This window comes from Streptococcus criceti HS-6, assembly GCF_000187975.2.
Taxonomy (GTDB): Bacteria; Bacillota; Bacilli; order Lactobacillales; family Streptococcaceae; genus Streptococcus; species Streptococcus criceti.
Genome location: NZ_AEUV02000002.1, coordinates 2,094,043 through 2,110,434, shown reverse-complemented (window position 1 = coordinate 2,110,434; position 16,392 = coordinate 2,094,043). Strand labels below are relative to the sequence as shown.

General features: G+C 41.2%; 14 protein-coding genes and 2 pseudogenes. 13 read left to right on the top strand and 3 right to left on the bottom strand.

Translation table 11 applies throughout. The annotated features are described in order from the left end of the window. Positions 1 to 3: 3 nt before the first annotated feature. From STRCR_RS09840 to STRCR_RS12360, 3 genes are all read left to right on the top strand, one after another. On the top strand, positions 4 to 387 hold the full coding sequence (locus STRCR_RS09840) for a hypothetical protein (RefSeq protein WP_040804644.1): 384 nt from the start codon (positions 4 to 6) through the stop codon (positions 385 to 387). Between the two features lie 532 nt (positions 388 to 919). Then, a complete protein-coding gene (cshA, locus tag STRCR_RS09835) occupies positions 920 to 2,479 on the top strand; it encodes a degradosome RNA helicase CshA (protein ID WP_004228287.1) in 1,560 nt (519 codons plus the stop codon). 682 nt (positions 2,480 to 3,161) lie between these two features. Beyond that, positions 3,162 to 3,845, top strand: coding sequence for a hypothetical protein (locus STRCR_RS12360; RefSeq protein WP_004229256.1), 684 nt, complete (start codon positions 3,162 to 3,164; stop codon positions 3,843 to 3,845). 150 nt (positions 3,846 to 3,995) lie between these two features. Here the strand turns inward: STRCR_RS12360 and STRCR_RS09820 are convergent. Next, a pseudogene (locus STRCR_RS09820) lies at positions 3,996 to 4,901 on the bottom strand (ABC transporter substrate-binding protein); the annotation flags it as partial. A gap of 146 nt (positions 4,902 to 5,047) precedes the next feature. Between STRCR_RS09820 and STRCR_RS09815 the strand changes: the two are divergent. The 7 genes and pseudogenes from STRCR_RS09815 to STRCR_RS09785 all read left to right on the top strand — a co-directional run bounded on the left by STRCR_RS09815 (position 5,048) and on the right by STRCR_RS09785 (position 11,566). Beyond that, positions 5,048 to 6,000: pseudogene (locus STRCR_RS09815) on the top strand (IS30 family transposase). Positions 6,001 to 6,403: 403 nt separating this feature from the next. Next, positions 6,404 to 7,105: a lantibiotic protection ABC transporter ATP-binding protein gene (locus STRCR_RS09810; protein ID WP_004226059.1), complete on the top strand. Its 702-nt coding sequence runs from the start codon at positions 6,404 to 6,406 to the stop codon at positions 7,103 to 7,105. Position 7,106: 1 nt separating this feature from the next. After that, positions 7,107 to 7,856, top strand: coding sequence for a lantibiotic immunity ABC transporter MutE/EpiE family permease subunit (locus tag STRCR_RS09805; protein ID WP_004227220.1), 750 nt, complete (start codon positions 7,107 to 7,109; stop codon positions 7,854 to 7,856). Beyond that, positions 7,856 to 8,602, top strand: a complete 747-nt coding sequence (locus STRCR_RS09800; RefSeq protein ID WP_004227206.1) for a lantibiotic immunity ABC transporter MutG family permease subunit — start codon at positions 7,856 to 7,858, stop codon at positions 8,600 to 8,602. Before STRCR_RS09805 ends, STRCR_RS09800 begins: the two co-directional genes overlap by 1 nt. A gap of 42 nt (positions 8,603 to 8,644) precedes the next feature. Next, entirely contained in the window at positions 8,645 to 9,484 is an 840-nt protein-coding gene (locus STRCR_RS09795) for a TraX family protein (protein WP_004228675.1), read from the top strand. Positions 9,485 to 9,524: 40 nt separating this feature from the next. Next, a complete protein-coding gene (locus STRCR_RS09790; protein ID WP_004230024.1) occupies positions 9,525 to 10,193 on the top strand; it encodes a response regulator transcription factor in 669 nt (222 codons plus the stop codon). Continuing rightward, complete coding sequence (locus tag STRCR_RS09785; protein ID WP_004226923.1) at positions 10,175 to 11,566, top strand: sensor histidine kinase; 1,392 nt, start codon at positions 10,175 to 10,177, stop codon at positions 11,564 to 11,566. Before STRCR_RS09790 ends, STRCR_RS09785 begins: the two co-directional genes overlap by 19 nt. Before the next feature lie 108 nt (positions 11,567 to 11,674). Here the strand turns inward: STRCR_RS09785 and STRCR_RS09780 are convergent, their stop codons facing one another. Then, a complete protein-coding gene (locus tag STRCR_RS09780; protein WP_004226974.1) occupies positions 11,675 to 12,946 on the bottom strand; it encodes a 2-hydroxycarboxylate transporter family protein in 1,272 nt (423 codons plus the stop codon). A gap of 21 nt (positions 12,947 to 12,967) precedes the next feature. Further along, positions 12,968 to 14,590 carry a malolactic enzyme gene (locus STRCR_RS09775; RefSeq protein WP_004227620.1) on the bottom strand — a complete coding sequence of 541 codons (1,623 nt, stop codon included), beginning with the start codon at positions 14,588 to 14,590 and terminating at the stop codon, positions 12,968 to 12,970. 154 nt (positions 14,591 to 14,744) lie between these two features. Here STRCR_RS09775 and STRCR_RS09770 point away from each other — a divergent pair, with 154 nt between their 5' ends. The 3 genes from STRCR_RS09770 to STRCR_RS09760 all read left to right on the top strand — a co-directional run bounded on the left by STRCR_RS09770 (position 14,745) and on the right by STRCR_RS09760 (position 16,373). Continuing rightward, positions 14,745 to 15,629, top strand: coding sequence for a LysR family transcriptional regulator (locus STRCR_RS09770; protein ID WP_004229127.1), 885 nt, complete (start codon positions 14,745 to 14,747; stop codon positions 15,627 to 15,629). Between the two features lie 73 nt (positions 15,630 to 15,702). Next, a complete protein-coding gene (locus STRCR_RS09765) occupies positions 15,703 to 16,098 on the top strand; it encodes a hypothetical protein (RefSeq protein WP_004227237.1) in 396 nt (131 codons plus the stop codon). After that, the gene (locus STRCR_RS09760) at positions 16,098 to 16,373 is read left to right on the top strand and encodes a TIGR04197 family type VII secretion effector (protein ID WP_004228302.1); all 276 of its coding nucleotides are present in this window, start codon (positions 16,098 to 16,100) and stop codon (positions 16,371 to 16,373) included. Before STRCR_RS09765 ends, STRCR_RS09760 begins: the two co-directional genes overlap by 1 nt. The last annotated feature ends 19 nt before the right edge of the window (positions 16,374 to 16,392 follow it).

The following is a 16,392-nucleotide window of genomic DNA, read 5'->3' as shown; positions in this document are numbered from 1 at the left end:
AGTATGATGTTAACAAAGCTAATAATGGGTTCTTTTGGTTCAATTGAAATAGTGGCTAATCTTATTTTTTTGCTAAGATTTTTTGAGAAAAGGGATTTTCAATATGCTCAAGTGTTTCACGGAGACCTGCCTAAATCCGCCAGTCAGAAGGCTTGGCTTTTAAAAATAACAACTTCTTTTGTACTAGGACTGATAGCTTTGGCAGGGACTTTGCTTCTCCTAGTTCATTTGACATCTGTGGGATTAGTTTTATATTATTTATTCGGTCTGGGGATGCTAGTCATGACCTTGGTGCAGACGCTGTATTATGGGAAGCAGTATCCGCCTGCAAAATTTGCTTTTATTTTAGGAATAGGCATTCTGGTGCTAGTCTTTTTCCACCCCTAAGCAGCTAATCTGCCTTTAAATAAGAAGTTTTACTCTCTTTTTAACCTTTATAAGCACCTGATATGTCTTTTTTGTACTAGGCAAGACGTTATTCACCCACTTGACTGTCTATTTTTTAAAAGAAGTAGGCTTATTAAAACAATTTAATAGCTGAATTCACAGATTAAGTCCTGAGGACCTTTTGAAAAAAACTGCATGAAATCAACAGAAGTTAGTCTCAGACTAGGTTCTGTTTTTTAGTAAAAAGCTGGTATCATTGCTTTTCTCAGAACTAAGTGTTTTATAAAGAAGTGTACAAAAGCTCCTAGGTTTGAGATATCCTATAATCAATTTTCTGCCTTAGACTAATGTCTGGTTTTACAACTAGCTAGGACGTATTCCGAGAATTAACCATGTTAAAAATAATGCTAAATTAAAAGATTAAGCTACCATTTTCATTCATAACGTGTTATACTGAATAGGTTGCACAATTGCACACGATTATAGGCTTTATAAGGCAGCCTCGCACTGCCTTTTAGAAAGAAGAATACCATTGAAATTTACAGAATTAAACTTAGCAGAAAATATTCTGCAGGCTGTTGAAAAAGCAGGTTTCGTTGAACCCTCTCCTATTCAGGAGATGACTATTCCCTTGGCTCTTGAAGGCAAAGATGTTATCGGCCAAGCACAGACAGGAACTGGTAAAACGGCAGCTTTCGGCCTGCCAACCTTAAATAAGATTGACACTGCTAATAATGTCATTCAAGCTTTAGTTATTGCGCCAACACGGGAATTGGCCGTTCAAAGTCAGGAAGAGCTCTTCCGTTTTGGCCGCGAAAAGGGTGTCAAGGTTCGCTCAGTTTACGGTGGGTCCAGCATTGAAAAGCAAATTAAGGCCTTGCGTTCAGGTGCCCATATCGTAGTTGGTACACCAGGGCGTCTGCTGGACTTGATCAAACGTCGAGCTCTTAAGCTCAATACAGTTGAGACCTTAATTCTTGACGAAGCCGATGAAATGCTTAATATGGGCTTTTTGGAAGATATTGAAGCCATCATCAGCCATGTGCCAAACGAACGCCAAACCCTGCTCTTCTCGGCTACCATGCCAGATGCGATTAAACGTATTGGTGTGAAGTTTATGAAAGATCCTGAGCATGTCAAAATTGCAGCTAAGGAACTAACCAGCGATATGGTTGAGCAGTTCTACGTTCGCGTTAAAGAGCGGGAAAAATTTGATACCATGACTCGTTTGATTGATGTCGAACAGCCTGAGCTATCTATTGTCTTTGGCCGGACTAAACGGCGGGTAGATGAATTGACTCGCGGTCTCAAACTGCGAGGCTACCGGGCAGAAGGTATCCATGGAGATTTGGATCAAAACAAGCGTTTGCGAGTCATCCGCGACTTTAAAAATGATAATCTAGATATCCTAGTAGCGACCGATGTAGCGGCGCGTGGACTCGATATTTCAGGCGTGACCCATGTCTACAACTACGATATTCCGCAAGATCCCGAGAGCTATATCCACCGCATCGGGCGAACTGGCCGTGCAGGTAAATCAGGTCAATCCATCACTTTTGTCTCACCTAATGAAATGGGTTACCTTTCTATCATTGAAAATCTAACTAAAAAGCGCATGAAGGGCCTTAAACCGGCAACTGCAGACGAAGCCTTTCAAGCTAAGAAACAGGTTGCGCTCAAGAAGATTGAGCGTGACTTTGCAGACGAGAGCATCCGCTCTAGCTTTGATAAATTTAAAGGAGATGCGGTCAAACTGGCTGCTGAATTTTCACCAGAAGAACTGGCCCTCTATATCCTGTCCTTAACGGTACAAGATCCAGAAACGATGCCAGAGGTAGAAATCAGCCGTGAAAGACCCCTGCCATTTAAACCATCTGGTAGTTATAAGAGCAAAGGCGGCCGCAGCAATAATAATCGCCGCAATGGCGGTGGTAGAGATCGTTCTCGAAGGGATAACAATGGTCGACGCGACTTTAAGCGGTTCTCCAATAAAAATCGTAAAGACTTTGAAAAGAAGGACAATAAACGTCCCCACCGCACTTCAAACGAGAAGAAAAATGGTTTTGTTATTCGCAACAAGGGTGACAGATAGTCTTCTCGTTTCTCATATATAAGCAAAAGGCTTCTAGCTATTGTGTAGATCTATAGATCGCTGCACAGCTAGGTGCCTTTTTAGGTGTTTTTTTAAACAAAAATATGCTCATGCCTGAAGAAAATCTTACTCAAATCTGACCGTGTTTAAGATCGCTGGATGAGCTCTTGCAGATAGCGTTTTAATCTGGCTATCGGTTTGATGGCTGTACTTGCAGTTTTTGTCAGTTTCCCTTTCCCCAAACAGGCCATTTTCGTAAAATACCTGCTGAAGAAAATAGATAAAGCACTAAAAATTTTTCACTGCCAGTAAAAATAAATTTGTGATGATGCATAAACTTTGAATCATCTTGGTGAATGGAGGTTCATAATTCCAGATGACCACTATTTGAGGCTACTCAAGAAATATCTTAACCAGCGGCTCGCTTATTTTGGATCGAGCATAACTGATAGAAAGTGCTGTGAGGATATTGAGTATTAAAAAGTCTTGACTTAAGAAACAAGACTATTCCTCATCAAGGATGAGTTTTGAGCCTTTGACAAAGGAATTATAAGAAAATTTAAATATTGTTTAAAGTGATGTAAACGCTTACTTAAATGGTTGCAAATGAGTATAATATAAATATAGAAGGTACGAAGTTTTAATTAAAATTAATGATGATCTAAATAAGGAGGTGATTTCTATGCCATCACGTCATGATTTACACCACTCTAAAAAACGAATCTCCTTTTGGAAGTGGGGAGGATTACTTTTGTGTTTGGTTTTAGCAGCTTTAATTGCTTTTGTTTTCATCGATCATTCTGCTACCCAAACGCAGAAGGGTCAGGAAGTAAAAGCTTCTAAATCTTCCACAAGCTATCGGTCATCAAGCAGATCAGTGAAGAAGTCTGAAAGTAAAAATAGTTCAGCACCTAGCACCAGCCAATCAGCTACCAATGATAATAATAACAGTCAGTCCTCCAGTCAGAACCAAAGCCAGGTCATTTCCAGTGATCTAGTAGGTAGCTGGCAGGGGCAGACTCCTTTCAGCAATTATAATGTTACGATGACCTTCCAAGAAAATGGTCAAATTGATATCACTGTTGACCAAAACAGTTATTATTTTACCGTCTCTGGTCTGAGACAGATCGCTCCAGGACTTTATCTCTACCAAGATGTCAGTCCAGCAGATAAAGCTTACCAGATTATTCCGGGAGCTGAAATAGGTGGAACCGGTGCCCCGGTCAAGCTTGGTTATGGTGTCTCGGTCAATGGGGATACGATTAAACCAGTCTTTTGGCAAATTTCACCAGAGGAAGACTTTACGTCTGATAATATGGCCAGAGGAGGATACCATGGTGAATTCACCCTCAACCGTCTTCAATAGTCAGTATTAAGATATAGAAAAAGTAGTCTTATCGCTTGATAAGGCTACTTTTATTGTCAACTCTAGTAAACAAAAAACGAAAAGTCAGTCTGCTTGAATCTCTATCGTAAAGCTAATGTTTTCAAAGTTTGAGCCAGTTCTTTGTCAGAGCTATTTTACTTCCTTCACTTTTAGAAAGGAGTTGTCTCTAAGAGCCTTGATATCAATATCATCTGAGAGGATTCCAATCTTTTGCAGATCATTTGCAACCGAAGCAAAGCTGTTGTAAGCACCGGAGTAACTTGGCTTGAAAGAGTAGCTATTTAGACTGGTAAGGTTGGTATCTTTATCACCAGCTACGTAATTTTTTGATAGTTGGATGCCAACCGTTTCTTCTTTGTGGTTTTCAATCTATTGGGAAGCCTTTTGTATAGCAAACGTGTATTTAGCAGCAACTGCGGGATGCTTTTTAGCGATATCATTGGAAACGTAGGCCACACAGCAATATTCATCTTTAAAACCCTTATCGGTAGAAGAGTTGGCCAGCGTTTTAAAACCGTATTGTTTTTTTAGAATTTCAGTTTGGGGATCTCCAAGCGCAATGGCATCAACTTCTCCTTTATCAAGAATTTGACCTAATTGATCCTCTTGATAGGTGACAAAATTAACATTATTTTTATCATCGGAAACGTTGAGGCCTGCTCTTGAAAGGGCACGTTTAGCGAAAATAGCCGGACTTCCTGCTACAGCAGTGACACCAATTTTCTTTCCCTTGAGATCTGATAAAGACTTGGTACCGTTATCTTTTGTCAATACCTGTAGACAGCCTGTATGAAGTCCAGTTGTCACTTTTAGCTTGGCACCATTTGCTAAGGGCTGTACGATACTTGCCATTAATGAATTGGAAGCATCAATTTTTCCAGCATTCAAAGCCTCTAGATTAGATGTATCCTGTCCAATTTTGACAACTTTATATTTCAAACCTACATCATCAAAAAAGCCTTTTTCAATAGCGATCTGCTGAGGAGCACCACATAGATCGGAGTTCTCGGAAATTTTCAAGACATAAGCATCCTTAGACCTGTTCGAAAACTAATGTATTTCAAAAATGTTAATGCTACAAAGGAAAGTTCTAAAATGAAGTTAGCCACCTAAGAGTATCAAAAAACATCTCAGAGAGATATAATTGTAATCACCACAATAACAATTAGAAAGACTCTGAGATGCAAAACTATTATACACCAAAAAGTAAACATTTGACACTAACTGAACGTAGAATAATTGAACGTTGGCTTCAAGAAGGGCTCTCAAATCGTGAAATCGCTAGGAGATTGGCTAAAGCTCCTCAAACCATTCACAACGAAGTCAAACGTGGTCAGGTTAGACAACAAGTGCGTAAAGGAAAATTTGAGGTGATCTACTCAGCTGACTTCGCCCAAAAAGCCTATCAAAACAATCGTAAACGTTCTGTTAAACAAGTCTCCCTGACCAAGGGACTCAAAGAAAAGATAACTCACTACATCAAACAGAATATTCTCCTGAGATGATAGTAAAGGCAAAAGGATTACCTGTTCCCATCTCCACTATTTACTACTGGATTCATCATGGACACTTAGGATTGACTAAAGCTGACATGCTTTATCCTCGCAAGGAGAAAACTAAGAAAAAGCATGCCAGTCCCAACTTTAAGCCAGCTGGAAAGTCTATCGAGGAACGACCAGAAAGCATTAACAAGCGTGAGAATGTTGGTGATTTTGAAATTGATACGGTTATTCAAACTCGGGCAAAAAACGAGTGCCTGTTGACTCTAACGGATAGAAAGAGTCGTTATCAAATCATTCGACTCATTCCCGATAAGTCCACGTCTTCAGTCAATCAAGCTCTGAAAGCAATCCTCAGGGATTATCAAATTAACTCTATCACAGCTGATAACGGGGCTGAATTCAGTCGTTTAGCAGAAGTTTTTGACCCTGCTCATATCTACTATGCCCACCCCTATTCTTCTTGGGAGCGTGGAACTAATGAGAATCATAATAGACTCATCCGGCGCTGGTTGCCTAAGGGAAGCAAAAATGCGACTCAACAACAAGTCGCATTTATTGAAAACTGGATTAACAACTATCCAAAGAAACTATTCAATTATAAATCTCCTAAAGAGTTTTTACAGACTGGCTAACTTGAACTTGAAATTTAGTGTTAATGCTACAAACCAACTCAGCTTAACTATTTTAAAAGTTTTGAGTAAAGTTTTAGAGATATTCGCATGCGGTTTTCATGAGATTAGCGTACCAGTTTTGGTTGCCGAATAAATTTATTATACTCCCAGTTGTATTGTTTGCATAATTAATAAAAATTATGCTGAAGCATAAGGTTTTTTTATAAGATTCGGAAATAAAACTATTTTCCCTGATAAAGTCCTTAAATTTTTATTTTATAACTAATATAGACGATGAAAGACAGGCTGCGGATTGTGTCAAAAAGATGAGTCCTCCTAAAATTTTTAATGATTCATAGGCAGACTCCCTATTTTGACATTATCCACGGACGCCCTTTGTATCTTATATAAGGAGGAGAGCATAATGGATTATATGCTAGAAACGAAAAATTTAACCAAACAGTTTGGTCGGCAAAAAGCAGTTAATCAGCTGAACTTGAAAGTTGAACGGCAGTCGATTTATGGTCTGCTAGGACCCAATGGTTCCGGTAAGTCAACAACTTTAAAGATGGTTACGGGAATGCTGAGAAAGACATCTGGTCAGATTCTGATTGACGGACACGATTGGAGTCGTAAGGATTTAGAAAATATCGGTGCTTTGATTGAATCGCCGCCGCTTTATGAAAACCTGACTGCGCGTGAAAATTTAAAAGTACGCACCCTGATGCTGGGTTTACCCGACAGCCGCATTGATGAAGTCTTAAAGATTGTTGACCTAACCAACACCAGTAAGAAACGAACAGGTCAGTTTTCCATGGGGATGAAGCAGCGCTTGGGAATCGCGATTACTCTGCTTAACCATCCTAAACTCTTGATTTTAGACGAGCCGACTAACGGGCTTGATCCTATTGGTATTCAGGAACTGCGTGAGCTCATTCGTTCCTTTCCTGAACAGGGGATTACAGTTATCATTTCCAGTCATATCTTATCTGAGATTCAGATGACAGCGGATCATATCGGGATTATTGCCAATGGTGTGCTTGGCTATCAAGATAGAATTCACCAAGACGAAGACTTAGAAAAGCTCTTTACTGATGTTGTCATGAAGTATCGAGGAGGTGAGTGAGATGCTGGGAATGTTTCAGGCAGAGCGCTTAAAACTGAAGCGGACGATGGCAAAAAAATTACTGATTTTTGGACCGCTATTGGTAGTGATACACGGTTTTATGGTGCCTCAATATTTGATTACGAATGCTTATAATTGGTGGTATGTCATGATTTTACCGGGGCTCCTGACCTTATTTGCTGCTTTAGTAAATACTTATGAAGAAAAAAAGTTACATTATCGGGCAGTCTTTCCCTTGCCAATTTCCTTAAGAAAATTTTGGACGTGTAAGATTATGACTTTGGCTTATTACTTGACCCTGAGCAGTTTCTTGCATTGTTTTGTTTTAGTCTTGTTGAAATATTTTGTTTTTCCTAACGCTGGAGAAACTTATCCTATTAGCCAAATGCTTCTTGCTTCTATGGCCTTATTGCTCAGTGTGCTTTGGCAGCTCCCATTTTGTTTATGGTTGGCAAAGAAACTGGGCTTAATTGTCACCTTGTTGATCAATCTCACAGCTAATGTTATTTTGGGAGTTGTTTTTTCGACGACCGTTTATTGGTTGTTGTGCCCGTATGCTTGGGGGATACGATTGATGATCCCCATTATGAAAATATATCCTAATGGACTGAAAGCTGATTCAGAAGCTGCGGCACCGCTATTAGCAACTAGCAACTGGTCTGTTATGATCAGCTTAACTCTGGCGCTTGTCCTCTTTGCAGGGCTGACCTGGCTAACGGCTCTTTGGTTTGAGAAACAGGAGGTTAAGTAATGGTTAAATTGATTTGGGCAGAGTTTTTAAAATATAACCATACCTTTTTGCCTTGGATACATGTACTTTTACCAACTGGTATCGCTGTTTTAACGGCTGTCTTTGGTCTGGTGACACCTGCTTATTCTTGGGCAAGTATTACGAGTGGTTATTTACAGATGCTGGGAATTGCTTTTCCGTTAGTCATTGCTGTTATTTGCAGTAAAGGCGTTGAATTAGAGGCGGAAGCAGGTCGCTTTCAGACTGTCTTAGCAAGTAGTCAGCGAAACATCCTTTATTTTGTAAAGTTTGTCAGTCTTATCGTAATGGAAATTGTTGCTATATGTTTAGCTTTGGCCATCTTTGGCATCTTGTATCGCTCCGATGCGGATGTCCCTTATCTTGCCTTTTATAGCTATGCGGGTCTGTTTTTATTGGCATCAACAGTCATCTTATATGTGCTTCATCTATTAATCGCCTTTTTATTTGGCAGTGGTGCAACGATTGGCTTAGGGATTTTTGAAACTCTAGTCTCAGCCTTGCTGTTAACAGGATTAGGTGATGGCATTTGGCCATTTGTGCCTTGTGCTTGGCCAGCACGATTGATGGGGACTTGGTTTAACATGCTGCAATACCCAGATCAAAATCCTGTCTTTGCCCAGCAGCTTCTCCTCTGGCTGGAGGTGGCCTTTCCAACGACCCTGCTTGGTTTATTTCTCAGTCTTTTTTGGTTTGACAGATGGCAGGGGAGAAATGATGGAGAGTAGACTTGCCTATTAATTTTACGGCAAAAGGAGATTGATTTATTTATGGAAAAATTTCAAAAGCTGACAGGCTTTCACCTCAAATACCTTGCTTTGGTGCTAATGTTGCTAGACCATATTCATTACTTTTTTGACTATACGGGAAAGATTCCGCTGTGGTTCACTCAGCTAGGGAGACTATCCGCTCCTTTGTTCTTATTTGCGATTATCGAAGGGTTTATTCATACGCATGACCGCAAAAAATATTTCCTCAAGATTTACAGCTTGGCTATTGCTATGGGACTGATTCAGTTTGGCTTTTCTAATGTGCTGCAGCCTTTGGTACGGGGAGATGGCTTCTTTCCTAAGAATATGATGCTGTCCTCCTTTGCCATTTTGCTGGTTGCTTTGCAGGGGTTTGCTTGGATTGAGGAGAAGAAGTACCTTCGAGGCATTCCGACCCTTCTTTTTCCGATTCTTCTTCCCTTTCTTTTCATGCCTTTCTACCGCATCTTTATGGGGTCTGGTAATCAACTGGGCATGTTTGTTGTTAACTTGCTCAATTTCACGATCCTGCCGCTGCATCTTTCCATTATGGATGGTGGAACGGCGACTTTGATTGTAGGCATTGCCATGTACCTCTGCCGAAAAACGCTCAAAAGGGAAGTTATCGCCTTTGTTATTGTTTCGCTGCTAATTGAGTTAGGCCGTAGTCTTCTGGTGGGTGCTCCGCTGACGCTTCACGCATTTTTATTTCTTTATTTTGAGTGGATGGAAATCTTTGCAGCACCGTTCATGCTTATGTACAATGGCCAACGAGGCAAGGGCAGTAAACATCTCTTTTATATTTTCTATCCGCTGCATATTTACTTACTTTATGGCTTGTCAGTATTACTTTATGGATGATATGATAAAAACGGTACGAATAACATAAAAAGGAAAAAAGATGACACGCATTTTAGCAATTGATGATGAAGCAGATATTCTGACTTTAATAAAAAATACCTTAGAGTTGCAGAGCTATCTGGTGGAGGCTTTTACGAGCGTTGGACACGTTGACCGTTCAAGATTAGCGCGCTATGATTTGATTTTACTGGATATTATGATGCCTGATGTGAACGGCTTTACTTTCTGTCAGGAGATTCGTCCTTTGGTAGACTGCCCTATTCTTTTTCTGACAGCTAAGTCGCAGGAAGCAGACATTGTCACAGGGCTTAGTTACGGAGCGGATGATTATCTAGTTAAGCCTTTTGGTGTCCAAGAGCTTTTAGCGCGTGTTAATGCCCACTTACGTCGGGAAAGACGTGAACATCATACCAGTCTAGTCTTGGGAAATATTCGGTTCGATCTGTCTGCCAAAGAAATTTCTATCAGCAATCAAGTACTTGCCCTGACTAAATCAGAGTACGAAATTTGTGAGCATTTGGCCAAACACCGCGGTCAGGTTTTCTCTAAAGAGCAGCTTTATAACTATCTCTATGGATTTGAAGAACGCGGAACACCTGCAGCCATTGCTGAGCATATCAAAAATATTCGAGCGAAATTTCGAATGGCTGGAGCAGAGCCCATTGAAACAGTTTGGGGGATTGGTTACAAATGGCAAACAAACAATTGAACCAGTCCTTGACCAATATTTTCATGGCTTATTTCATGAGTGTTGTGCTGGGAGCAGTAGGAATGGGGATTATAGCTTACATTGGTTTGATAGTGGCTTTTAGAACCGGATTTATCTTGCCAGCTAATCAGACAGAAAATGAGTTGATAAGCTTAACACGTTCGATTGAGACAGATTCGCATTTTAAACTATCCAATCTTCCACAAGGGACTAGCTATCTGCTCGTGGATAAAGATGGACAGGAACTACAAACTAATATGAGCTCTCAACTGAAGAAGGTGGCGGCGTCATCTCGAGATTCTTACAATCTTGACCATGGTCGCTATGGGTATTTCAAAACCTTTAGGAAGCCTGATGGCAGCCATCTTATTGTCAATTATAAACTTAGGCAGCGTTATCGTGATCCTTGGTTAGAGCAGCATTTGCCCCGTCTGAGCATAGTTGTTATTGGTTTATTAAGTCTAGGACTCTTACTCTATTTTATCTTGACCAGCCTTTTCTTTGGCCGTTATGTCAAGCGCCAGTTGTGGCCTATTATAAGGATGACAGAGAAGATCCAAGATGAGGAGTTAGAATTTTCTTTACCAAAGACTAGAATCAAGGAGTTCGACCAAATTATCCAGAGTTTGGACAGATTGCGCACTAGTTTGAGAGATTCCCTGATGCGCAGCTGGCAATTGGAGCAGGAAAAGCAGAACCAAATAGCTGCCTTAACGCACGATATCAAGACTCCCTTGACTGTCATCAAGGGCAATACAGATTTATTAGAAATGACCAAGCTGACGGATCAGCAGTCTGAATTTTTGGTCTATACTAAGCGCAATGCTCAGTTGCTGGATGACTATGTGCAAGCGCTCAACCAATTGACTAAAAGTCAAAAACGACAGGACTACACACCGCAGCTGATATCTCTTAAAGCCTTTTTTGATGATTTGGACAAAGATGCTAGGGGGCTGTCTCTGGCTAAAAGGATCACTTGGGAATCGCAGGGGTTATCTAGTTTACCCGATATACAAGCCAACTGGGATCAATCTCTTCTTAAGCGTGCTCTTATAAACGTTATAAGCAATGCTATGGAATATTCACCAACAGGAAGTGTGGTCAGCATGACCTATAGATTGCAGGATAGTCAGCTCTTACTGAACATCACTGACAGTGGCTCAGGGTTTAGTCAAGAAGCATTGGAATCAGCAAAAATGCCTTTCTATACCTCTAATACTAGCAGGAGCAAAAGTCAGTCTCACCAAGGATTGGGCTTGGCTGTTGCTGATAATATTGTCCGCCTGCACGGCGGAAGTCTAGAACTGTCAAATGCTAGGCATGGTGGTGGTCAGGTTACTATCACCTTACCTATTATAAAAAAACAAGTTTGAGACACTTTTGGTCCCAAACTTGTTTTTTTTATATGACTTCAACTTGCCTCGCTTCAATAAGTGAGGAGCAAATAAACACTCGTAAAGCAGGTAGTCAAGATTGTCTTTTTAACTAAAAATTTGTATCAGAATACCACCTAAAATCAGGACGATAGCACCGCCAAGACGATTAGCCATTTGAGCGAAGGCAATCATCTCCATCCGATCGGCTGCTGATAGTACAGCGATATTACCAGTACCACCCATGGAATTATTGATCATACCAGCACCAATAGCCGTTTCGACTGGGAAGAGCCCGAAGATTTTTCCCAAGAACCAGCTGGCTAATCCCATGGAGACAACAGAGGTCAGACTGAGAATAGCGAAACTTGGTGTCATAGTCTTGACAAGAATAGTCAAATCCATCATGGCTAAACCGATACCAGCCAAGACAGCATGGGTCAAGTTAGTCATAATAACTTGGTTAAACATGACCACACAGTCTTGAAGTGCTTGGGGTACAGCATTGGCAGCTTTAAGAATAAAGACAATGATGATCATAAAGGCGTAACTGTGAACTTTAGGAACAAAGTTATTGAGGATAACTCCGACCAAGAAGATACCAAAAGCGAACATAAGACCAACCCCGATTTTAGTGGCATCCAGTTCCAATTTTGGTTTTTCCAATTCAGACTTATCGACCTCAATCAAGACGCCATGACCATTATACTTGGTTTTAGCAAAGCCACGGGCCAGTACGATAGCCCCGATGATGGCAAAGAGGTTACCTAGAGTCGTTGCAGGGGCCAACTGACTGAAAATCGCCTGACTATCTGTGTGCAGAGTACTAGAATAAATTTGTGACAGCGGGGTAATTCCAGCTCCGACACCGCCAGCCATCTGAGCCATGGAGATGTAGAGTACAGAGTGACCGAAACCTTGCCCTAGAAGGACACCCATACCGCCAGTTGCAAAGAAACCGATGACCATAGTTGCCAAGGAAATCGGAATGAAGCGGGCAGAAGCTTTAACCAGAAGATTACGATTCATTCCTAGAATAGCTCCACAGATAAGGGCTGCAATATAGAAATCTAGGAAGCCCCCCTTATTCATAAAGCTATTGGTAGCGGTAACCACATCCTTTGGAATAATGTGGAAAGTGTTAAGCAGGGCCGCCAGCAAGAGGGTCATAACCGAACCGCCACCTAGATAGGTATTGAAGAAAGGCGTTTTTTGACCAATCCAGTAAAAGAGATGGCCGAGGAGCACCAACATCAAGGTGATTCCCAACATATTGAGAGGTAACTTCCCCAGCCATATCGTAATGGCTAAGATGACAATAAGGGCTGCGTAAAGGGGAAGTCCAAGACCAGAGATCTTAATATCATTAAGTTTTTTCATGATCGCTGAAAGCCTCCAATATTAATATTCTGGGTACCATTTGAGGTCACGGACAGCCTTAGCCATATCAGTTTCCTTTGCTTGGGCCAAGCCCTGTTCTTGCGCTTTTTTGGCAACGGCTTCAGCTACCTTAATAGAAACATCAGCTACATACTTAAATGGTGGAAGAACAGGTGCCCCTGGCTGACCCGGATCGACCAAACCACTGAGTGAGTGGGCTGCGGCCCCAATCATTTCATCAGTCAAGAGCTTGGCTTCTGAGGCTAACATACCAAGTCCGAGACCTGGATAGATAAGGGCGTTGTTGGCTTGACCGATTTGATAATCCACACCCTTGTAGGAAACAGTGCCGGAAGGAACACCTGTTGCTACGAAGGCCTTACCATCAGACCATTGAATGACTTGCTCAGCAGTTGCTTCCAATTTTTTAGTTGGATTAGAGATTGGGAAGATAACCGGACGTTCGGTATTTTGACACATAGCTTGGACAACTTCCTTGGTGAAGGCACCAGCATCGGTAGAGGTACCAACCAAGATTGTTGGTTTGACAGTTTTGATAACGTCAAGGAGGCTAGTCATATCACCAGCATTTTCAAAGTCCGCACGTTTTTTAGCAAATGGTTTTTGGGCAGGTGTCAAATCTTCCATATCATCGAAGAGAAGACCTTGCTGGTCGATCATGAAGAAATGTTTGTAGGCTTCCTCTTCTGATAATCCTTCGCTGACCATTTCAGCATGAACTCGAGAAGCGATACCAGCACCGGCAGAACCGCCACCGTAGCAGAGGTAGACTTGGTCAGTGAGTTTTTCGCCAGTGATATCAAGGGCACCGAAGATACCACCGAGAACAACAATACCAGTACCTTGAATATCATCATTGAAAGTTGGAATATCATTCTTGTAGCGGTTCAAGATGTCAGCCGCAGTTGAGCGCCCGAAATCTTCCCAGTGAAGGTAGAGTTTAGGGAAGAGTTTTTCTGCGGTTTGAACAAATTGGTCGATAAATTTATCATATTGTTGGCCACGGATCCGTTCGTGACGGTTACCGAGGTACATTGGATCGTCCAAAAGTTCTTGGCGGTTGGTACCAGCGTCGATAACCAAAGGCATTACGGATGATGGGTCAATACCAGCAGCGGCCGTGTAGACCATCAATTTACCAACAGAGATATCTACCCCTTGGACACCCCAGTCACCGATACCAAGGATTCCTTCAGCATCTGTTGCTACAATCAAACGAATATCACGGTCGCCGGCTGCATTTTTCAAGGTTTCTTCGATATTTTCTGGATGGTTAATATCAAGGTAGGCCGCGTATTGAGGATCGACAAAAAGTTGACTGTAATGTTCAATTGTATCCGCAATTGTGGGATCGTAAACGATAGGATTGAACTCTACGATATGCTGATTAAACAAGTAGTAAAAGAGGGTACGATTGGTGTTGAAAATTTCCATCAAGAAGAGGCGTTTTTCCAAATCTGATGGTTTTTGTAGGTAGTGCTGGTAAGCTTGATCTGCCTGTTCTTCAATGCTTTGTACGTAAGGTGGCAAGAGACCAATCAGACCGTGTTCCTTACGTTCTTCCATAGTGAAGGCAGTTCCCTTATTCAAAAAGGGATTGTTTAAAATATCGTGTGCTTGCATTTTATTCTCCTCTATAATAAATAATGTTGCTCGCAAAGAGCGACCTTATTATAGGTTTAGCGTCTTCTTATAGTCAACTACCTGCCTTATCATAAATTTTATTTATAAGACTGGCGTTTGTGGTACAATGATGACAATATAAGGGAGGTTCTGTATGAATATCAGGGATTTAGAATATTTTCAAGAGTTATCGAGGCTAAATTCATTTACAGCAGTTGCCCAGTCTTTTAAGGTTAGTCAACCCACTATCACCTACGCTATTAAGCGTTTAGAGCGTCAGTTTGACTGTGAGCTTTTTGTTAAAGATCCTTCCCACCGCTCAGTTGTTTTAACCTATCAAGGAGAGATTCTAGCTAGGCATATTGAAGCCATTCTAGCGGAACTGGCCGTTTCACAAAAAGAGATAGACCGCGCCAATCATCAAGAAGTTAAGGTCGGCTTCCCGCCAATTATCAGAGCGCGAATTCTATCACAGCTTATCCACAAGGGAGTAGATCTCAGTTTTATGTCTAGCCTGCAAATGCTGGGCGGCGGATCTGTTGACCTGCTCCAGCAGTTGGTGGCTGGCGACTTGGATTTCAGCTTTATCGGCAGTCTGCACCCTTTAGATCATCCTAAATTGATAACGAAGGAACTTTATCAACGTCCCTTTTATATTGTTGTATCTGAAAAACATCCCCTAGCTAAAAAGCGGTCGGTCTCCTTTGGTGAGGTATTAAATGAACCCTTTCTTATCTTGGATGAAGGCCATACGCACTTAGAAGCCTTTAATCATCTGAATGACAAATACCGGCAACGCGCCAATATCTTTTTGAAATTGAGTGAGATTTCTATTATCGGACAGATGGTTGGAGAAAATCTTGGCATTACCCTCTTGACTGACTTCCTTCCCTTTTCAGAATTGGAAGGCTTGGTCAAAATCCCTCTTACCGATGATGATAATGTCAGCTTTCATGTCAGCTATGCCTACTCAAAAAGTACAGTTTTATCTCCATTAATTGAGCATTTGATTGAGTTGTTAGGGAAAGTTAGAGATTGAGGGGTAGGAATTAAGAAAAAATTATGGTAAAATCAAGCACGAAAACGATTATCAAAAAAGGAATTAAGTAGTTATGACAAGTCAACGCATTAGAGAAATCGACCAAGAGCTAGAGAGCCTCTGGCAAGAAGAAAGAAGATTATCGGATAAGGAAAGTGAAATTAGTCGACAGATTTTCAACCTTTCCCAACAAGAGGAAGAGATTGGCTACTATCGAGAGGAAATTTCCTATAGGTTAATAGATTTGGCTAACCGCTATCCCAGCTCCTTCTATGAATTTGAAGCGATTGAAGCAGAGGTACGGCAGCGTTCTTACAATCTTGCAGATATCTATGAGGATGAAATAGCCACTCTCAAGAAACAAAAGCGAAAGACCCTAGATGACATGGATACCTGTTATTATCAACGCTTAAAACTAAACAGTGATCGTGAAGATATTTTAGACAAAAGAAGAAAAGGAGAAAATTAATGGGAACAATTCAAAGTAACAGGGATATCGCTCAGCAACATGCGACAGCTCTCAGTGCTGCTTCTGATCAATTAGCGGCTATTCAGGTTTCTGACAAGGACGACAGTACAACTGTAGCTGGCAATACTAATGCACATTCGGTCATTGATCTCGCTCAAGAGAGCTCCAGCATGATTAGTTCAGCAATCGAATCGGTAATGACCAGCCTTCATAGTGTTGCTTCAGGTTTTGAAGCTGCAGATAATGGAGCAGCCGGAACGATTAAAAGTTTATAAAAGACAGTTTAAGGAGAAC